Annotated in this window: 18 protein-coding genes; 14 read left to right on the top strand and 4 right to left on the bottom strand. The window is 68.3% G+C overall.

The features are described 5' to 3' along the window. Positions 1-3: 3 nt before the first annotated feature. On the bottom strand, positions 4-741 hold the full coding sequence (locus G7043_RS26060) for an IclR family transcriptional regulator (RefSeq protein WP_207311729.1): 738 nt from the start codon (positions 739-741) through the stop codon (positions 4-6). A 146-nt stretch (positions 742-887) separates the two neighbouring features. Here G7043_RS26060 and G7043_RS26055 point away from each other — a divergent pair, with 146 nt between their 5' ends. The 4 genes from G7043_RS26055 (at position 888) to G7043_RS26040 (ending at position 5,376) form a co-directional block, all read left to right on the top strand. Next, a complete protein-coding gene (locus G7043_RS26055) occupies positions 888-1,622 on the top strand; it encodes an SDR family NAD(P)-dependent oxidoreductase (protein WP_166049798.1) in 735 nt (244 codons plus the stop codon). 153 nt (positions 1,623-1,775) lie between these two features. After that, positions 1,776-2,852, top strand: a complete 1,077-nt coding sequence (locus G7043_RS26050; protein ID WP_166049796.1) for a homoserine dehydrogenase — start codon at positions 1,776-1,778, stop codon at positions 2,850-2,852. Next, the gene (locus G7043_RS26045; RefSeq protein ID WP_207311728.1) at positions 2,845-4,269 is read left to right on the top strand and encodes an aldehyde dehydrogenase family protein; all 1,425 of its coding nucleotides are present in this window, start codon (positions 2,845-2,847) and stop codon (positions 4,267-4,269) included. The genes G7043_RS26050 and G7043_RS26045 overlap by 8 nt, the downstream gene beginning before the upstream one ends. Before the next feature lie 516 nt (positions 4,270-4,785). After that, on the top strand, positions 4,786-5,376 hold the full coding sequence (locus G7043_RS26040) for a hypothetical protein (protein WP_166049793.1): 591 nt from the start codon (positions 4,786-4,788) through the stop codon (positions 5,374-5,376). A gap of 768 nt (positions 5,377-6,144) precedes the next feature. On the opposite strand, the gene G7043_RS26035 is transcribed toward G7043_RS26040, so the two are convergent. From G7043_RS26035 to G7043_RS26025, 3 genes are all read right to left on the bottom strand, one after another. Beyond that, on the bottom strand, positions 6,145-6,606 hold the full coding sequence (locus G7043_RS26035) for an Lrp/AsnC family transcriptional regulator (protein WP_166049791.1): 462 nt from the start codon (positions 6,604-6,606) through the stop codon (positions 6,145-6,147). 37 nt (positions 6,607-6,643) lie between these two features. Continuing rightward, the gene (locus G7043_RS26030) at positions 6,644-7,357 is read right to left on the bottom strand and encodes an HAD hydrolase-like protein (RefSeq protein ID WP_166049789.1); all 714 of its coding nucleotides are present in this window, start codon (positions 7,355-7,357) and stop codon (positions 6,644-6,646) included. 459 nt (positions 7,358-7,816) lie between these two features. Beyond that, on the bottom strand, positions 7,817-8,566 hold the full coding sequence (locus G7043_RS26025) for an IclR family transcriptional regulator (protein ID WP_207311727.1): 750 nt from the start codon (positions 8,564-8,566) through the stop codon (positions 7,817-7,819). A 171-nt stretch (positions 8,567-8,737) separates the two neighbouring features. On the opposite strand from G7043_RS26025, the gene solA (G7043_RS26020) reads away from it, so the two are divergent. From solA (G7043_RS26020) to G7043_RS25975, 10 genes are all read left to right on the top strand, one after another. Then, the gene (gene solA, locus G7043_RS26020; RefSeq protein ID WP_390828018.1) at positions 8,738-9,907 is read left to right on the top strand and encodes an N-methyl-L-tryptophan oxidase; all 1,170 of its coding nucleotides are present in this window, start codon (positions 8,738-8,740) and stop codon (positions 9,905-9,907) included. Positions 9,908-9,942: 35 nt separating this feature from the next. Beyond that, positions 9,943-11,079 carry an N-methyl-L-tryptophan oxidase gene (gene solA / locus G7043_RS26015; protein ID WP_166049785.1) on the top strand — a complete coding sequence of 379 codons (1,137 nt, stop codon included), beginning with the start codon at positions 9,943-9,945 and terminating at the stop codon, positions 11,077-11,079. A 22-nt stretch (positions 11,080-11,101) separates the two neighbouring features. Then, entirely contained in the window at positions 11,102-12,073 is a 972-nt protein-coding gene (locus G7043_RS26010; protein WP_166049784.1) for a succinylglutamate desuccinylase/aspartoacylase family protein, read from the top strand. A gap of 51 nt (positions 12,074-12,124) precedes the next feature. Further along, positions 12,125-13,057: an ABC transporter substrate-binding protein gene (locus G7043_RS26005; protein WP_166049782.1), complete on the top strand. Its 933-nt coding sequence runs from the start codon at positions 12,125-12,127 to the stop codon at positions 13,055-13,057. A gap of 44 nt (positions 13,058-13,101) precedes the next feature. Beyond that, entirely contained in the window at positions 13,102-13,983 is an 882-nt protein-coding gene (locus G7043_RS26000) for an amino acid ABC transporter permease (RefSeq protein WP_313888071.1), read from the top strand. Next, positions 13,980-14,747 (top strand): amino acid ABC transporter ATP-binding protein, encoded by a 768-nt coding sequence (locus G7043_RS25995; protein WP_166049778.1) that lies wholly within the window; start codon positions 13,980-13,982, stop codon positions 14,745-14,747. The genes G7043_RS26000 and G7043_RS25995 overlap by 4 nt, the downstream gene beginning before the upstream one ends. A gap of 70 nt (positions 14,748-14,817) precedes the next feature. Next, positions 14,818-15,771: a succinylglutamate desuccinylase/aspartoacylase family protein gene (locus G7043_RS25990; protein ID WP_166049776.1), complete on the top strand. Its 954-nt coding sequence runs from the start codon at positions 14,818-14,820 to the stop codon at positions 15,769-15,771. Next, a complete protein-coding gene (locus G7043_RS25985) occupies positions 15,768-17,216 on the top strand; it encodes an aldehyde dehydrogenase family protein (RefSeq protein WP_166049774.1) in 1,449 nt (482 codons plus the stop codon). Before G7043_RS25990 ends, G7043_RS25985 begins: the two co-directional genes overlap by 4 nt. After that, entirely contained in the window at positions 17,213-18,133 is a 921-nt protein-coding gene (locus G7043_RS25980; protein WP_166049772.1) for an aldo/keto reductase, read from the top strand. The genes G7043_RS25985 and G7043_RS25980 overlap by 4 nt, the downstream gene beginning before the upstream one ends. Before the next feature lie 18 nt (positions 18,134-18,151). Next, positions 18,152-18,817 (top strand): haloacid dehalogenase type II, encoded by a 666-nt coding sequence (locus G7043_RS25975; protein ID WP_166049770.1) that lies wholly within the window; start codon positions 18,152-18,154, stop codon positions 18,815-18,817. Positions 18,818-18,828: the final 11 nt, after the last annotated feature.

The following is an 18,828-nucleotide window of genomic DNA, read 5'->3' as shown; positions in this document are numbered from 1 at the left end:
ACGTCAGGAACCCAGCCTGCGGGCGGAGATTTCCTTGGCGGTTTCCGCGACCAGGCGCCCCAGTTCTGGGAGCCGGGCCTCCTCGAAGCGGGAGTCCGGCATGGAGACCACCACCGCGGCCAGCGGTGAGCCGTCGGAATCCAGGATCGCCGAGGCGATCGCGCACACACCGGGCCGGAACTGGTTGCGGTTGAGCGCGTAGCCGTTCGCAGACACCTGCTCCAGCTCCGCCCTGAGCTGCTGCGGATCGGTGAGGGTGGCCTCGCTGTAGCTCTCCAGCGGCCTGGCGAGGACTTCGTCCAGATCGGACTTGCCCGTGTTGGCCAGTATCGCCCGCCCACCCGCCGTGGCGTGCAGCGGTGAAATGTCGCCGATCTCGTGGAACGTGCGCACCGCGTGCGACGAGTCGATGCGGTCGACCACCACCATGCAGTCCAACGCATCGGGCACGGACAGGTGGATCGTCTCGTTCACCTTGTCCCGCAACCGGATCATCGGGTCACGGGCGGCCGCGAGCAGGCTGGAGCCCTGCAGTGCCGCCGGGCGCACGGCGAGCACACGCGCGCCGATCTCCCAGCGCGTCGTGTCCTTCCGGCTGGCGCGCAACCATCCAGCCTCGTGCAGCGTGACGAGCGTGCGCTGCACAGTCGACTTGGGCAGTCCGAAGAGCTTGGTCAGCTCTCCCACCGTGACCGGCTGGTGCTGCGCAACCGCCTCCAGGATGCGCAGCGACCTGGTCACGCTCTTCATCTCCACGCGTTACCCCCTGTTGGTCTTCTGCATTCTCTTCTCACATCTCTTGACCGCCCCTTCCGGGGGTGGGACTGTCGTGCCATAAATTAGCATGGCGTGCCACATAGTGGAATACGTGCTTGAGGGGAACGAACATGAGACTGAAGCACGTCAACGCCGTGATCACCGGGGCATCGAGCGGGATCGGCCAGGCGGTCGCCTCCCACTTCCGCCGGGAGGGCGCCAACCTCCTGCTCACCGGACGGCGCCCCGAGCTGACCGAGAACCGTCCGGACGACCTCTACCTCCCGGGCGACCTCAATCAGGAGGCGTTCGTCGCCGAGCTCGCCGCCAGGGCGGCGGACCGGTGGGGAACCGTCGACGTGGTCGTTCTCTGCCACGGGCTCCAGGCGTCCAGCCCGTTGGAGAAGATGAGCTACGACGACGCACGGGACGTGCTCCACGGCAACCTTCTCAGCGCGTTCCTGGTCATGAAACACCTGATGCCTCTGGCACCGGAGTCGGGCGCCTCGATGGTGTGCGTCAGTTCGCGCCTGGGCATGGTAGGCAAACCGGGGGAGACCTTGTACTCCGCTGCCAAGGGCGGTCTCATCGCGCTCGCGCGTGGTGCCGCCATCGAATGGGCGTCCCGCAACATCCGCGTCAACGTGGTGGCTCCTGGCCTCACCTTGACGCCCGTCATCGAGGCGTCGATTCAGCAGCGGTCTGATCCTGCCGCCTATCAGCGCACCAGGGAGGACTCCATCCCCCTGCGCAGACTCGCCACTCCGGAAGAGGTCGCCGACGCGGTGCTCTTCCTCGCCTGCTCGGAGTCGTCCTACGTCACCGGTGCCGTCCTCCCCGTGGACGGGGGCTACACGGCCTTCTGACTGCACCGTGCTGCGCGCGAACTGTCATCAGACCGGCGCACATCGGCATGCTCTGTGAGCGTTGTGGCATGGAGCAGGTGACAGGTCTGGCGGCGAGGCTTTGAGCATCCGCACCGCAGTGGGATGCGGTGGATCGCGAAGGAGCCCTTTCACATGAGCCGATACGACCTCGCCCTCATCGGCTTCGGCGGCGTCAACCGCGCGCTCGCCGAGCTGGTGTTCCAGCGCGGGGACAGCCTCGCCGAGGAGTTGGGTTTCGCCCTGCGCGTCGTGGCGATCACCGATCTGCGGGCCGGTTCCCTGGTGGACACCGACGGCATCGATCTGGCGCCGCTGCTGGCCGCCGAGCCAGGGGAGCTGGACTTCGCGGGCCTGCCGGGTGGAAGCACCGATCCACGCAACGAGTGGGTGATCCGCCACGTGCCGTCCGACGTCGTCGTGGAGGCGACGTTCACCAACCCCGCCGACGGTGAGCCGGCCCTCTCCCACGTGCGCTGGGCTCTCGAATCCGGCAAGCACGTGTGCACCACGAACAAGGGGCCGGTCGCCCTTGCCGGCCAGGCGCTCAAGGCGCTCGCCGCCGAGCACGGTGTCAGCTTCGAGTTCGAGGGCTCGGTGCTCAGCGGCACCCCTGTCCTGCGCACCGCCCAGAGCCTGTTCGGCGGGCTGGAGATCACCGGCGTCGAAGGCATCATGAACGGCACGTCGAACTACGTCCTCGGCCGGATCGAGGAAGGCGTCGATCTGCCGGCGGCCATCGCGGAAGCGCAGGAACTGGGGTACGCCGAAGCCGACCCCACCGCCGACATCGAGGGTCACGACGTCCAGCTCAAGGTCATGATCCTGGCCAACGAGGTCCTCGGTGCCGACCTGCGCCGCGAGGACATCTTCTGTGAGGGCATCTCCACGATCACACCGGACGAGGTGCGGGACGCCGCCTCGAAGGGGTTGCGCTGGAAGCTCGTCGGCTCCGCCACCCGCAACGAGGACGGCAGCGTCGACGCCCGTGTCGCCCCGCTCGCCCTGCCCTCCCACCACCCGCTTGCGGGCATCTCAGGCCCGGTCAACGCGGTTTCGTTCCACACCGACCTCCTCGGCACGGTCACGGTGTCCGGCCCCGGCGCCGGCCGCATCGAAACCGCCTACGCGCTGCTCTCGGACATCATCGCCATTCACCAGCGCCACACCTCCGCCACGCGCCGCGTTCTCCAGGAGACCCACCTTGTCTGACACCATCACGCACACCGGCGTCGAGGTCGGGGCCGAGATGGCGCCCGTGCGCAACCCGTACACCGGCGAGATCATCGCCTCGGTTCCCACCGTCGGGGCCACCGCCATCGGCAGCGTCCTGCAGCAGGCCAGGCGCGGGCGCCGCACGGCGGCCGCGTTGTCACGCGCTTCCAGGGCCTCCGTCCTGGAACACACCTCCCGTCTGGTCGAGCAGCGCGCCGAGTCCTTCGCGCGGCTGATCGTGAGCGAGGCCGGCAAGACCATCACCCAGGCCCGCAAGGAAGTCGCCCGCGCGGTCAACACCCTCTCCCTGTCCGCGGCCGAGGCCCGGCGCAACGCCGGTGAGGTCGTCCCGTTCGACTCGTACGAGGGCTCGGAGAACCGGCAGGGCTGGTTCACCCGCGAACCGCTGGGCGTCATCGCCGCGATCACCCCGTTCAACGACCCGCTCAACCTGGTCGCCCACAAGCTCGGACCGGCCATCGCGGGCGGCAACTCGGTCATCCTCAAACCGTCCGCCCTGACGCCGCTGTCCGCGCTGCGTCTGGTAGACACTCTCGTCGAGGCTGGCCTGCCCGAGGAGGTCGTCACCGTCGTCAACGGCGACGCCGACATCGCCGCCGCGATCGTCTCCGCCCCCGACGTGCGCATGGTGTCGTTCACCGGCGGATTCGCCACCGGCGAGGCCATCGCCCGCACGGCCGGCCTGAAGAAGCTCGCCATGGACCTGGGCGGCAACGCCCCGGTCATCGTGATGGACGACGCCGACCTCGACGAGGCAGTGCGGTCCTGTGTGTCCGGAGCGTTCTGGGCGGCGGGCCAGAACTGCATCGGCACCCAGCGGATCCTGATCGCCCACCAGGTCTACGACCGTTTCCGCGACGCCTTCGTCGCTCGCACGAAACTGCTGCGCGTCGGCGACCCGCTCGACGAGGGCACCGACATCGGCCCGATGATCACTAGGCAGGCCGCGCTCGCCATCCAGGCGAAGGTCGACGCGGCCGTGGAGCAGGGCGCGATCCTGTTGTGCGGCAACGAGGTCACCCGCTCGGTGTACGCGCCTGCGGTCCTGGAAGGCGTGCCCACCACCAGTTCGATCTGGCAGGAGGAGGCATTCGCGCCGGTCGTCGTGCTGCAGCCCGTCGAGTCCTTCGAGGACGCCGTCGAGCAGGCCAACGCCATCGACTACAGCCTGCACGCGGGCATCTTCACCGCGCGCCTGGACCGAGCCCTGACCGCGGCCCGCTTGCTGGAAGCCGGGGGTGTGATGATCAACGACTCGTCCGACTACCGGTTCGACGCGATGCCGTTCGGCGGGTTCAAGTACGGCAGCATGGGCCGCGAAGGCGTGCGCTTCGCGTTCGAGGAGATGACCCAGCCAAAGGTCGTGTGCATCAACAACATTGGCGGCGTGTAGTGACAGCGTTTCGCGATGAGCGAGACTTGCTGGGACGTACTTGGTGCTCTCGACCGGAAAGCCAGTCCTGACCGGCCTCCGGCGGTGCGATCGAGCGGTTGAACTGGTGTCACACTCGAGCGATGGCGCTCTCGCACTGGACGTCGTGGAGCGGGGTTGACCGGAAGTCTGCTGTGAAGTCGTTGACGCCTGTTGCCCAGCAGTTCGGCGCAGTTCAGGTCGGTTCGAGGACTCCTTCTGTGTGAACTATGGCACTGATACCGCGCTGGCCTGCGAAAACAACTCTTGCAGGTCGGCGCGGATCCGTTCAGGTCTGTTGAGGACCGTTCCGGCACGTTCGACGCACGGAGTTGCTCCCAAACCGCTCCCACTCCGTGCTCCCATGGCTCATCGTGACTGTCTGATCTGAGGCTGTCGTACACGCTCAGCGGCTACTTGAGACTGGGCGGATGCCCCAGGAGGAAACCACGCGACGAGCGTCACGTCGTTTGGAACACTGCGGCGATGCATAGTTCGATGGTGTTCACTGACCGGGAGAACTGGAACGGCGGTTTCTACGAACTGTCGTTGGAGGTCGGTGACCGCGACGACGACCGTCTTCAACTCGCGCTTACCGCGCTGTGGGGGGCAGCCGCTGTCACCGGCTGCTACGGCAGCAGGGATCGGGAACCGGCTGACCAGATCGAGATCCCCGTCACCGTGGCGTCCTTTGAGGAGTTCGGCCACCTGCGAGGCATTGTGCGACTGCCGCTGGGAGGCTCCGTCGTGTGCGGCTGCTTCTCCACGCGCTACGACGACGGCGAGGACTGGCTGACGTTCTATCTCCCGCTCGGTGCGTTGGCCGCATTGGATAATCGCATCGGTGGCTTTCCGTTCGGCCCAGGCAGTGAACCGCAGGCGCTGGTCTGGCGTGCTTCCTTGGACACGTGGCTGGCCGGTGTGGCGGACCAGGTGTTCCGCCAGGTCGACTTCCGGCTCGGCCTGATCGGCTTCGAGGTCGACTGCACGAACGCGGCCGAACTCGATGGAGTAGTGCCCGAACAACGCTGGAACGGCTATCTTCTGCCCGCCGACGGACAGCTGCGCTACACGCCAGCGAACCACTAACACGAGCACCACGCTCCTGATGGACATCTCCACGTCGGCATGAGCGTGCGTTCGGAGCGACCAGATCCGGCCGCGTCGCCTCCTCCCAGAAGTACTAAGTGCTCACCTGTGCCGTGATCGCCGTACGCGTCCGTTCAGGGCTGTTGACCAGCGGTTTGGCGCATTTGAGTGCAGTTGAGGTCGGTTCAGGTCTGTTGAGGACCGTTCAGGCATGTTCAACACGCGGAGTTGCGCAGGATCTGCTCCCACGCCGTGCTCCCAAGGCTCATGAGCGCTGTCTCGTCTGAGGCCGTCGTGCATGCTCGGCGGCTTTCTTCAGCCGCTCGGCGTCGATGCGCGTTCACTCGCACGGCCGTGGCCGGACCCCCGTTGTCATGCCGGCACGCGAACCCCAGCCTCCAGATCGGGATGGATCGGATCGCCGAGCACCTGCTGGGCGATCAGCGATCCGACTCCCGAGGAGATCTTGAATCAAACCGGTCGTTTGTGAGAGCAACCGCGCGTGCAGCTCTGGCCCTTGCTTCTGGAGGGCCGGTGAGAACGCTGTCGCCACTGGCAAACGCTGGTGCTCATGGGTGAAGTTCCTCGGCTCAGGTGCTGAAGGGAGGAGCGAAGACGACGGTGATGTCCACCGCCTTGGCGGCACGGTGGAAGCGCGGGCATCGACCGGCCCGACGGTCACGTGTCCGGCCGTCGGCGGGATGCGTACCAGGGTCTCGCCTTCGCCGTTGACCCACAGGTATTCGCACGGGGAACGAGTCGCGCCGCTCAGCCCGGTGCGGCAGAAGCCCGGCTTCCTCGCGGACGGTTGACCACCGCGGAAAGGGTGAGCGCGGTGACGGTGTCACGTACGCCGGGCATCTCGGCGATGTCTTCCCAGATGTCCCGCAGCCGCTGCAGCGTTGCCGCCTCCAGGCGCACCATGATGTCGAAATCGCCGCTGAGGACCTCGCAGATGACGACCTCCGGGATGCGTTTGAGCGCGGCCAGGACATCGCCGCCACGCATGCGGTCCTGGCGGTAGACGAGTACGAGCGCCGAAACGACATCGCCGGAGTCATCGTCGGCGCGGACGATGGTGTACCCGGCTATGTGTCCCTGGCGTTCCAGCCGTTCGATGCGCTGGCGCACCGCGTTGCGGGACAGCAGCACCCGGCCGGCCAGTTCGGCGTGTGAGATGCGGGCGTTGCGGGTCAGCTCAGCGATGATCTTCTCATCGACACTGTCCATGGTGGCCGGAACCCTCCGCGGTGTTGGCGAGAGCAGGTCAGGAAAGGGCGCGCGACAGGAGGTCCTCCGGCCGGCCCGACGGCATCAGCAGCCGGGCCAATGCCTGTGGCGAGTCGACGGTCGCGTGGGCACTTACCGACTCGTGAGGGGTTCCGTAGCCCCACAGCACGCGGACTGCGGGGATGCCTTCGGCTGCGGCGCTCAGCACGTCGTAGCCGCGGTCACCTACCATCAGCGGCCGCGAGACGTCGACGCCCTGCTCCTGCATGCGCTGCAAGCACTCACGGATGACATCACGCTTGGTGGCCCGGCCCGCCGCGTCTGACGTGCCGCACACGGTCGTCAGATGCGTGGTCAGGCCGTGGTGTTCGGTGATTCGCTCAGCCTGGTCCTCGACCTTCGACGTCGCCACGCCCATCGGGAAGCCGCCTGCGGCCAGCATCTCCAACAGGCTGGGAACCCCGTCGTAGACCCGGCTGTTCAGCGCACCTCTCTCCGCGTAGTCCGCTCGGTACAGCCGCAATGCGCGTTCGGCGGTCGGCTCGTCCAGGCCCAGGACCTCCCGGAACGTCAGGTACATCGGTGGGCCGACGAAGCTGCGCAAGGTGTCGGTGTCGGGCACGGGAACGCCGATCACCGTCAACGTGGCGGCGACGCTGGCGGTGATGCCGTCCGCGGAGTCCACCAGCGTGCCGTCGAGGTCGAGCAGCAGGCATGTGGGCGTCACGGTGAGCTCCTCGAGCTGTGCCATATTGTGCAACGGTGTGCCATATTCCGGCACAGAATGATTGCAGCGAAGAGGAAAGGGGTCAAGGGGTCGCGGATCACACCGGGTTCGGAGTCGTTCTCGAGCTGGCTCGTCCTGGCCCGCAGCCATGCCGACAGCTGCCGGACGCGTTCGTCCTGCTCGGGTGATCGACGGCTGACGAGGTGGTGGCGGGCGCCGTCGGCGACGAAACCGAACGGCGCGACGAGCTGACCTCGTTCCAAGGCTTGCGGAGCTGCTTCCGCTTCGCGGAGCCGCAGTGAAGAGCAATCAGCAGCAACTGGTGAAGGCGCGGGGTGGGCGGCTTTCGCGCCTCGGCTTCACCGCGGCGGCGGGCAGTTCACTGCGCACGGTGGCTGCGGCGAGGTGCACAAGGGCCGGCCCCTGCTCGTTCATGAGTGAGGGGCCGGCCCTTGCTGCGCTGTTGCAGGCATGGCCTGGCGTTCAGGCGCTCCGGCGTTCCGTGGCGTCCTTGGCCGCGTTGGCGACCAAGCGGCCCCACTCGGAAAGCCGGTTCGGGTCGAAGCGGGAGTCGGGCATGGAGACCGCGACGGCGGCGAGTGGCGTGCCGTCCTCGTCCAGGACGGGTGCGGCGACGGCGCAGATGCCTGGCCGGTACTGGTTGTGGTTGACCGCGTAGCCGTCGGTGCGGATCCGGTCGAGCTCCGCGCACAGCTCGTCGGGGTCGGTGGGGGTTGTGTCGGTGAAGCGCTCCAGCCCGTGCGCGATGAACTCGTCCACTTCGGACGCTGGCAGATGGGCGAGGACGGCGCGTCCTGCCGCGGTGGCGTGCAGTGGCGAGGTGTCGCCGATGGCGTGGAAGGTTCGCACCGGGTGGTCGCAATCGACGCGGTCCACCACGACCATGCTCTGCAGGACGTCCGGCACCGACAGGTGAATCGTCTCGTTCAGTGCGTCACGCAGGCGGACCATCGGTTCGTGGGCGACCGCGAGCAGGCTGGAGCCCTGCAGGGCGGCGGGCCGCACGGCGAGCACGCGGGCGCCGATCTCCCAGCGAGTGGTGTCCTTGCGGCTGGCTCGCAGCCATCCGGCTTCGGCCAGTGTGACCAGGGTGCGTTGCACGGTCGACTTGGGCAGGCCGAAGAGCTTCGTCAGCTCCCCGACGGTGACCGGCTGATGCTGGGCGACCGCCTCCAGGACGCGCAACGACCTGGTGACGCTCTTCATCTCCATCCGGTTGCCCCCATTAACTCTCAGAATTTCCTGTGAACACCCTCTTGACTCCCCTCAGCGCCGGTGTCATCGTTCTGTGCCAGATCCTAGCACGGCGTTCTACATTGTGGCACGGCCCCTCCCGGTCCTCCGGTTCTCCGGGCATCGAACAGCCGCACGCTCGGGCCAGCTGTGGCCTGGCGAGACGAAAGGAAAGGTCCTGTGTCAGCTGCCAGGAAGCGTGTCGCCGTCGTGGGCGTCGGAACAATGGGCAGTCAGGCCGCCTGGCGGCTGGCAGCCCGTGGCGCCGAGGTCGTCGGCTACGACCGGTTCGCCCCCGGCCACGACCGCAGTGCCGCCGGTGGCGAGACCCGCATCTTCCGCAGCGCGCACTTCGAGGACACCCGGTACGTGCCGCTGCTCCAGCACGCCGACGTCCTCTGGGAGCAACTGCAGCAGGAGACCGGCCGTGAGCTGCGCCGGCTGACCGGATGCCTGCTCATGGGATCCCCCGAGGGACAGCAGATGGCCACCGTCCTCGACTCCATCGCCGAGCACGGCCTCGACCACGACGTCCTGGACGCCGAGTCCCTGGCCAAGCGCTTCCCGCAGCACCGGCTCGACGACGGTGACGCCGTCGTGCTCGATCGACGCGCCGGTTTCATCCGCCCCGAACTGACCATCCAGACCGCCGCCCGCCGGGCAGAACAGCTGGGGGCGGTGATCCACCGCTACACCGCGGTCCGCGAGATCGTCCCCGTCGCGAACGGTGTGGAGATCCGCACCGACGCCGGTAGCGAGCACTTCGACGCGGCGGTCGTCACCCCCGGTCCCTGGGTCAACGACCTCCTGCCCGACCTGCCGTGGCAGGTGGACGTCCGCCGGGTGATCAGCGCCTGGTTCATGTCCACCGCCCCCGACGCCTGGTTCGGCGAGGAGCGCCCCGCCTTCATCCGCACGTCACCCACACACTGGTACGGCCTGCCCTCCCCGGACGGTGTGTCGGTCAAGCTCGGCCTCTCCCAGGCCCTGCACCGCCTCGCGGACGACCCGAACCAGCTGGACCGGACGGTGCGGCCGTCGGAGCTGGAGATCTACCGCGACCTGATCGGCCGCTACCTGCCCGACCTGTGCCCCGACCCGACCCGCCTGGCCGTCTACATGGAGGGCTACACCGAGAGCAGCCGCCCGCTGGTCGGTCCGCTGCCGGGCAACGAGAACGTGATCCTGCTCGCCGGTTTCTCCGGTCACGGCTTCAAGCTCTCCCCGGCCTTCGGCGACATCGCCGCGGACCTGGCGCTGAACGGCTCCTCGTCTCAGCCCATCGACTTCATCTCGACCGCCGACCGCGTCGCGGCCTGAGTTGTCCCACACCCACCATCCGACAAGGAAACGACATGGCCAGCAAGAAACGAGTCGCCGTCGTCGGGACGGGCACGGTGGGCAGCCAGGCCGCCTGGCGGCTGGCGGCACGGGGTGCCGAGGTCGTCGGCTATGACCGGTTCGCTCCCGGTCACGACCGCAGTGCCGCCGGTGGAGAGACCAGGGTCTTCCGCAGCTTGCAGACCCACGACAGCCGCTACGTGCCGCTCGTCCGGCACGCCGACGTCCTCTGGGAGCAGCTGCAGGCGGAGACCGGGCGGGAACTGCGCCGCCTGACGGGAGCCCTGGTCATGGGGCCGGCCGACGACCCCCAGATGCGCACCGTCGTGGACGGCATCGCCGAGCACGGCCTCGACCACGAGGTGATCGACGCCGAGGCGATGACCAAGCGGTTCCCGCAGTTCCGCGTCGACGACGGCGAGCTGGTGATCCTCGATCGCCGCGCGGGCTTCATCCGACCGGAGCTGGCGGTCCAGACCGCGGCCCGGCGTGCCGAGGAGCTGGGGGCCCTGATCCGCCGCTACACCCCGGTGCGGGAGGTCGCTCCCGTCGCCGGGGGAGGTGTGGAGATCCGCACCGACACCGGCACCGAGCGCTTCGACGCCGCGGTCGTCACCCCCGGCCCGTGGGTGGGTGACCTGCTGCCCGGCCTGCCGTGGCAGGTGAACGTCTACCGCGCGATCAGCGCGTGGTTCCTGCCGCATGAGGATCCTGCGGCAGACGCCGAGCGTCCCGCCTTCATCCGCTGCGGGGACACACCGTTCTACGGCATCCCGTCCCCGGACGGCCTGGCCGTGAAACTCGGCCTGTCCCAGGCCCATCACCAGCCGGTCGACGACCCGAACCGGCTGAACCGGACCGTCGCACCGGAGGAACTGGAGACGTTCACGGCGGTCGTGCGACGACACCTGCCCGGGTTGAACCCCGACCCGGTGCGCGTGTCCGTCTTCATGGAGGGCTACACCGAGAGCAACCTGCCGTTGGTCGGCCCCCTGCCGGGCTGCGACGACATCGTCCTGCTCGCCGGTTTCTCCGGCCAGGGCTTCAAGCTCGCGCCCGCCATGGGCGACATCGCCGCGGACCTCGTCCTGGAGGGCCGCACCTCCCAGCCGATCGACTTCGTCACCACCCACGCCCGCACCGTGGCCTGAGCCCGAACGAGGTAAGCGAGACATGAACCTGACCATCGGTCCGCTGAGTGCCGAGCCCGGCCAGAAGACCCGCGGGAGTCTGACGGTCGACCTCGGCACCACGACGGTGGACGTTCCCCTGATCCTCATCAACGGCTCCCGTCCCGGCCCGAGGGTCGTGTTCACCGGTGGTGTCCACGGCGGCGAGTTCATCCCCCTCGACGCCACCACCCGCCTGGCCGGCCTCCTGGAGCCGGGCGACGTCGCCGGTCAGGTGGTGATCTGCCCCGTGGCCAATCCGCCGGCCGTGTACGGCGGGCGACTCAACATCTCCCCGCTGGACGGCGTCAACATCAACCGCGTCTTCCCCGGCAACTCCGACGGTGGTCCTACCGAGCGGATGGCGGCCTGGCTGTTCGAGCACCTGATCGACGGCGCCGACGCCTACGCGGACCTGCACAGCGGCGGCATCGACCAGTACCTGCTCGACTTCGTCGGCTACCGCGTGACTTCCGACGACGAGCTGAACGCGAAGATCAGGGGAATGGCCCACGCGGTCGGCTACGAGCGGGCCATCTTCGGCACCAGCCCGGCCGGCGGCAACAGCCACGCCGCGGCGAGCCGGCAGGGTGTCCCCGCGATCCTGATCGAGACCGGGCAACTCGGCGACCGGGAACCCGCCACCGTGCGCAGGCTGCTCGACGGCCTGTACCGGCTCCTGCACCACCTCGGCGTCGTCGAGGCGCCGCAGGACCTCGCACCGGTGACCGTGCCGCCGCGCGACTGGATCTGGACCGGCGAGGTCGAGTCTTCCCTTACCGGCCTCTGGTACCCGGACGCCGTCACGGGCGACGAGGTGACCGAGGGCCAGACCATCGGCCGCGTCGTCGACCCGGTCGACGGCGCCGAGCACAAGATCGCCGCCGTCTCCTCGGGAACGGTCATCTACCACATGAACGGGCTGTCCGTTCGCCCCGGCACGCACCTCGCCGCCATCGCCACCCCCCGCGATTGACAGACATCACGCCCGCCCCGGCGTGCTTTTCCTTTGAGTAGGAGCAAACCCATGCGAGTCAGCAGAAGCTTGAGCGTAACGATGGTCACGACGGCCTTGGCGGTCGCGCTCGCCGCTTGCGGGTCGACTGGCGCTCCTCAGAGCGCTCCGCAGTCCGGCCAGCAGGTCGAGCACACCGATGACATCTCGGCCGGTGTGCAGCCTGATCCCGCCGCGGTGAAGCTGCTGCCGGAAGCCGTGAAGGCCAAGGGCACGCTGTCGGTGCCGATGGACCTGACGAGTGCGCCCACGACGTTCATGGCGACGGACAACAAGACGCCGATCGGTTTCAACCCGGACATGGCTCGGTTGATCGCGGCGAAGCTCGGGGTGAAGCTGCAGATCAACAACGTCAAGTTCGACACGATCATTCCGGGTCTGCAGGGCGGCCGGTTCGACTTCACCGCGTCCACCATGGGCGCCACCGAAGAGCGGCTGAAGGTGCTCGACATGGTCAACTACTTCCAGAACGGCACCGGCGTCGCGGTCCCCAAGGGCAACCCGCAGAAGCTGGCCCTGCACGAGCTGTGCGGGCGTCGCGTCGGCGTGCAGTCCGGCAGCACGCAGGAGATCAAGTGGCTGCCGCAGCTGTCCGAGAAGGACTGCACGAGCCAGGGCAAGCCCGCCATCGCCGGTGTGACCCTGCCGAGTGTCAACGACGCGCTGACCCAGCTGTCCTCCAAGCGTCTCGACGCGGTGATGTCCGACTTCACCGGGCTGTCGTGGGCGGCCAAGCGGCAGCCGAACGTGCTGGAGGTCATGCAGGAGCGGGTCGTCACCACGAAGGTGAACGTGGCGCTGCCCAAGGGTTCTCCGCTGACGCCCGCGATCCAGGCGGCCATTCAGTCCATCATCGACAGTCCGAAGTACGCCGAAGCGCTTGACCGCTGGGGCTTCCAGGGCCTGGGCATCGAGACCGCGGCGCCGGCCGTCCCACTGGGGTGATGATGTCCACCAAGACGATCGGTTCACCTACGAGGAGTCGGCCGGTGCCCGAACTGTTGCCGGAAGAGAAGAAGCGGATCACGCCGAAGCGTCCGCGCGACTATCTCTGTTGGGCGGTCGCCATCGCGATCGTCGGCGGTCTCGTCCACACTACGGTGACGAACGAGAACTACCAGTGGCCGGTGGTGTTCAGCTACTTCACCACCGAGGCCATTCTGGACGGTCTGGTGCTCACCCTGGTGCTGACGGTGGCCAGCATGGTGCTGGGCACGCTCCTCGGATTGGTGCTCGCGGTGATGCGGATGTCGCACCAGGCACCGATCTCCGGTCTGGCCCGGCTCTACATCACGTTCTTCCGCGGCACGCCGGTGCTCGTGCAGCTGATCTTCTGGTTCAACATCGCCGCGCTCTACCCCAATGTCTCCATCGGCATCCCGTTCACCGACATCTCCACCCCGGTGGACGTGAACGCCCTGATGACCCCGCTGACCGCGGCCATCGTGGGACTCACCCTGAACCAGGCCGCGTACATGGCGGAGATCATCCGCGGTGGGTTCGCCTCGGTGAACCGCGGCCAGCACGAGGCCGCGGACTCGCTGGGCATGAGCGGGTTCACCAGGCTGCGGCACGTGATCATCCCGCAGACCATGCCCGCGATCATCCCCGCCACCGGCAACCAGGTGATCGGCATGCTCAAGGAGACGTCGCTGGTGAGCGTGCTGGGCGTGGCCGAACTGCTCAACAGCGCGCAGTCGATCTACGCCCGCACCTATCAGACCATTCCGCTGCTGATCGTGGCGAGCCTCTGGTACCTGATCATGACGATGGCGCTGAGCGTGCCGCAGTCCATGATCGAGCGCCGTTTCTCCCGCTCGACCCGCAGGCCCGCCCCGGTGGCCGTCGCCACGAAGGAGTCGTTGCTGTGAAAGCCGACGGAACGATCGTGGCCCGCCAGTTGTACAAGAGCTTCGGAAGTCACGAGGTCCTGCGCGGGATCGACCTGTCGGTCAAGGCCGGCGAGATCTCGTGCATCATCGGGCCCAGCGGGTCCGGCAAGTCGACGTTGTTGCGGTGTGTCAACGGGTTGGAAACCGTCGACCGCGGTGTGCTGCGGGTCAACGGCGAGGACTTCGGCTACGTCGAGAAGGGCAACGCTTACCACGCCGTACGCCCGCAACGACTCGCCGAGCAGCGCGCCCGCATCGGCATGGTCTTCCAGCAGTTCAACCTCTTCCCCAACATGACCGCCGAGGACAACGTGATGTCCGGGCCGGTGCTGGTCAAGAAGATCAGCCGCAAGGTTGCCAGGGAACAGGCCCAGAAACTCCTGGCCCAGGTCGGGCTCGCCGGGTGCGGCCACAAATATCCCGCCCAGCTGTCCGGCGGTCAGCAGCAACGTGTCGCCATCGCCCGCGCCCTCGCGATGGAGCCGAGCATCATGCTGTTCGACGAACCCACCAGCGCACTCGACCCCGAACTCGTCGGCGAAGTCCTCGCCGTCATGCGCGACCTCGCCCATCACGGCATGACCATGCTCGTCGTCACCCACGAGATGGGGTTCGCCCGCGACGTGGCCGACGAAGTGCTGTTCATGGACGGCGGAGTCGCCGTCGAACGCGGCGACGCCCGCGAAGTACTCGCCAACCCACGCGAGAAGCGCACCCAGGAGTTCCTGGAAAGGGTGTTGTAGACGGACGGATGGGCGCGAACAAGACGGCGACCGCACTGCATCTGAACCACCTGTTTGGGAAGGAACCCACATGTACTCCATCGGTCCGCTGACCGTCGCTCGGGGTGAGCGCGCGCAGGGCCTCATCCCGGTCGGCACCAGCAGCTACGGCGTGGAGCTCGGCATTCCGCTGATCGTCGTCAACGGCGCCGAGGACGGCCCGGTGCTGTGCGTGGACGCGGGCGTGCACGGCGACGAGTACGACGGGCAGGAGGCCATCCGGCGAGCGCTCGCCGAGATCGACCCGGCCACCCTGCGCGGCACCGTCGTCGGCATCCCCTGCATGAACACCCCGGCCTTCGAGGCGGCCGCCCGCGCGAGCGGGATCGACCACCTGAACCTCAACCGCATCTTCCCAGGCGACCCGGAGGGCTCCTACTCGCAGCGGCTGGCCGCGACGTTCGTCGAGCAGGTCGTTCCCGTCGTGGACGCCGTGGTCGACCTGCACACCGGTGGTGCCTACGGCGAGATCGCCCCGCTGGTCATCCTCCAGGGCGGCTACGAGGACCTCGCGACGGACATCGCGCTCGCCGCCGGGCACGAGCTGGTCTGGAAGGGCGGCAAGTGGGGCGGCACGGTCCGCCACCCCGTGCTCGCGGCCGGCAAGCCCGCCATCACCATCGAATGCGGTGGCGCCACGTACCGCGAGGCCAACGTCGAGCGGCACATGCACTCGATCCGCAACATCCTGCGCAGCCTCAAGATGATCGACGGCGAGGTGGAGCTGCGCGACACCTACACGGCCGTCACGGGCACCTTCGCCCGCTCCAGCAACGGCGGCTTCTTCGTCAGCTACGCCGAGCCGGGCGAGAACTGCAAGGAAGGCGACCTGATCGGGCAGATCGTGGACCACTACGGCAACACGCTCGAAGAGGTCCGCGCCGACTGGGATGGCATCGTGCTGTGGGTGCGCCGCATCCGCACCGTGCGTTCCGGCGACGAGGTCGTGATCTTCGGTGCGGTGGAAGGCGAGATCAAGCCATGAACGTCACCGAGCTGCTGATCGACGGCAAGCGGGTGCCCGCTGCCGACGGTCGTACCTTCACCGTCGTGGACCCGGCACTGGGTGACCCGATCGCCGAGTTGTCGTTGGCGGGCAAGGCGGACGTGGACGCCGCGGTCGCCGCCGCCCGTGCCGCGTTCACCGCCCCCGAGTGGGCGGGGATGCGTGCCGCGGACCGGGGCCGGCTGCTGTACCGGATCGCCGAGGCGATCAGGACCGACGGCGAACGGCTGGCGCGACTGGAAAGCCTCGACGTGGGCAAGCCGTTGAAGCAGGCCAGGGCCGACGTCGAAGCGGCCGCGCGGTACTTCGAGTTCTACGCGGGCTTCGCGGACAAGCTCGGCGGCTCGACCATCCCGCTGGGACCCGGCCTGATCGACTACACCGTGCGCGAGCCGATCGGCGTGTCCGGGCAGATCATCCCGTTCAACTACCCGCTGCAGAACACCGCGCGGGGCAGTGCGCCCGCGCTCGCGGCCGGCTGCACGGTGGTGCTCAAGCCGTCACCGGAAGCACCGCTGACGCCGCTGGAGATCGCCCGCATCGCGCTGGAGTGCGGCCTGCCACCGGGCGTGCTGAACGTCGTGCCCGGCGACGGCGAGACCGGTGCGGCGCTCGCCGGGCATTCCGGCATCGACCAGGTGACGTTCACCGGGTCGGTGGCCACCGGGATCAAGGTCGCCCAGGCCGCCGCGGAGAACGTGGTGCCGTCGGTCGTCGAGCTGGGCGGCAAGTCACCGGTCGTCGTGTTCGCCGACGCCGACTTCGACCTGGCGCTGGGTGCCATCGCGGCCTCGGCGTTCGGAAACGCGGGCCAGACCTGCTCGGCCGGAACCCGGCTGCTGTTGCAGCGCGGTGCCGAGGAGTTCCTGGACCGGCTGGCGGCCCACGCGGACGCGCTGCGCGTGGGCCCCGGTCTCACCGACCCGGACGTCGGGCCGCTCGTCTCGGCACGCCAGCGCGACAAGGTGCTGGGATACCTGGACCTCGCCCGCGAGGAGGGTGCGACCGTCCGCGCCGGCGGCGGCGAACCCGCGGATCTGACGCTGCGCTGCGGCTACTACGTCGCGCCGACCGTCCTTTCCGGACTGACCAACCAGGACCGGGTCGCCCGCGAGGAGATCTTCGGGCCCGTCGTGACCGTCATCGAGTTCGACGACGTCGACGACGCGCTGGAGATCGCCAACGACAGCCCGTTCGGCCTGTCGTCGTACGTGTGGACCCGTGACATCGACAAGGCCCTGCGGATGGCGCACGGCATCCGCGCCGGCCAGGTCAACGTCAACGCCACCGGCGTCGGCACCGGCGTGGAACTGCCCTTCGGCGGCTACAAGCACAGCGGCTGGGGCCGCGAGAAGGGCCTGGAAGGGCTGGACAGCTACACGCAGACCAAGAACGTCTGCATCGGTTTCGGGAACCGCACATGAGATACCGCGCGCTGGGCGAACGCGGTCCCGTCGTCTCCGTCGTGGGGGTGGGCTGCAACAACTTCGGCTCCCGCCTCGACGCGGAGGGGACCGCGGCGGTCGTCCACGCCGCACTGGACGCGGGCATCACGTTGTTCGACACCGCGGACATGTACGGCGGCGAGGGCGATCGCGGTTCCAGCGAACGACTTCTCGGTGCCGCGCTGAAAGGCCGCCGCGACGAGGTCGTGCTCGCGACCAAGTTCGGCATGGCGATGGGCTACGGCGACTACGGGCCCCGCGGTTCTCGCCGGTACGTCCGGCACGCGGTCGAGGCGTCGCTGTCCCGCCTCGGCACCGACTGGATCGACCTGTACCAGTACCACCAGCCCGACGGCGTAACTCCGATCGAGGAAACCGTTGCGGCGCTCGAGGAACTGGTCGGCGAGGGGAAGGTGCGGCACATCGGCTGCTCCAACCTGCCCTCCGAGCAGCTCCTGGCCGGCTTCGTCAGCACGCAGGAGCGGTACCACCTGCTGGACCGCAGCGTCGAAACCGAGCTCACGCCCACGTGCCTGAGCCTGGGCATCGGCGTCCTGCCCTACTACCCGCTCGCCAACGGACTGCTCAGCGGCAAGTACCGCAGGGGAGCGGAACCGCCACCCGGCAGCCGCCTGTCGTGGCGGCAGGGCTGGCTCACCGACGCGGCCCTGGACCGGGTCGAGGAACTCACGGCGTACGGCGCCGAGCGGGGACTCACCCTCCTCGAGGTCGCCGTGGGCGGACTCGCCGCACTGCCCGCCGTCGGCTCCGTCATCAGCGGTGCCATGACCCCGCAGCAGGTCACCGCCAACGCGGCGGCGGCCGGCTGGATCCCCACCGAGGCCGACCTGGCCGCACTCGACGAGATCGTGACCCCCGGCGACCGGGTGGTCTGAGACAGAGGAATGGACACCATGCGTCAGATCGTCACCTTCGACGCCTACGCGACCCTGATCAACTTCGAGCTGGCGCCGACCACCCTGAAGGTGCTGGCCGACCGGCTCGACCTGGACGGGTTGGACGTCGACGAGTTCCTGGACGACTTCCGGGTCATGCGCTTCCAGGCGGTTCTGGAGGCCTACCGGCCCTATCACGAGGTCCTGCACTCCAGCCTGCGCAACGCGATGCGGCTGCACGGCCTGGAGTACCGCGAGTCCGACGGCGACGCCCTCGTCGAGGCCGTCCCGACCTTCGGGCCCTGGCCCGAGGTGCCCGACGCGTTGCGGGCGCTGAAGAAGAAGTACGAGATCGCGATCATCTCCAACACCGACGACAACCTCATCGCGCGCAACGTCGAGAACATCGGCGTCGAGTTCGACTACGTGATCACCGCGCAGCAGGCCAAGGCGTACAAGCCGGACCGGCAGACGTTCGAGTACGCCTTCCAGACCATGGACGTCGACCCCAGCCAGGTGATCCACGTCGCGCAGGGCTGGGAGTACGACCACATCCCCACCAGGGATCTCGGCCTGAAGCGCCGCGTGTGGATCAACCGCTACGGCCGTCGCGGCAGCAGCGACTACCAGCCCTACGACGAGCTGCCCGACATGTCAGGGCTGCCCGCCCTGCTCGGCTGCTGACAAGACGAGGA

It is taken from the genome of Lentzea alba (assembly GCF_011067745.1).
In the GTDB taxonomy this organism is placed as follows: Bacteria; Actinomycetota; Actinomycetes; order Mycobacteriales; family Pseudonocardiaceae; genus Lentzea; species Lentzea alba.
Note: the sequence above shows the minus strand (reverse complement) of the source record. Positions and strands in the feature narration are given on the sequence as shown.

Coding starts and splice junctions, on each gene's coding strand:
- G7043_RS26030 (WP_166049789.1), bottom strand. CDS start 7,357: ATGGCACAGCTCGAGGAGCTCACCGTGACGCCCACATGCCTGCTGCTC.
- G7043_RS25990 (WP_166049776.1), top strand. CDS start 14,818: ATGTACTCCATCGGTCCGCTGACCGTCGCTCGGGGTGAGCGCGCGCAG.
- G7043_RS25980 (WP_166049772.1), top strand. CDS start 17,213: ATGAGATACCGCGCGCTGGGCGAACGCGGTCCCGTCGTCTCCGTCGTG.
- G7043_RS25975 (WP_166049770.1), top strand. CDS start 18,152: ATGCGTCAGATCGTCACCTTCGACGCCTACGCGACCCTGATCAACTTC.
- solA (WP_166049785.1), top strand. CDS start 9,943: ATGGCCAGCAAGAAACGAGTCGCCGTCGTCGGGACGGGCACGGTGGGC.
- G7043_RS26025 (WP_207311727.1), bottom strand. CDS start 8,566: ATGGAGATGAAGAGCGTCACCAGGTCGTTGCGCGTCCTGGAGGCGGTC.
- G7043_RS26040 (WP_166049793.1), top strand. CDS start 4,786: ATGGTGTTCACTGACCGGGAGAACTGGAACGGCGGTTTCTACGAACTG.
- G7043_RS26055 (WP_166049798.1), top strand. CDS start 888: ATGAGACTGAAGCACGTCAACGCCGTGATCACCGGGGCATCGAGCGGG.
- G7043_RS25985 (WP_166049774.1), top strand. CDS start 15,768: ATGAACGTCACCGAGCTGCTGATCGACGGCAAGCGGGTGCCCGCTGCC.
- G7043_RS26050 (WP_166049796.1), top strand. CDS start 1,776: ATGAGCCGATACGACCTCGCCCTCATCGGCTTCGGCGGCGTCAACCGC.
- G7043_RS26005 (WP_166049782.1), top strand. CDS start 12,125: ATGCGAGTCAGCAGAAGCTTGAGCGTAACGATGGTCACGACGGCCTTG.
- G7043_RS26035 (WP_166049791.1), bottom strand. CDS start 6,606: ATGGACAGTGTCGATGAGAAGATCATCGCTGAGCTGACCCGCAACGCC.
- G7043_RS26010 (WP_166049784.1), top strand. CDS start 11,102: ATGAACCTGACCATCGGTCCGCTGAGTGCCGAGCCCGGCCAGAAGACC.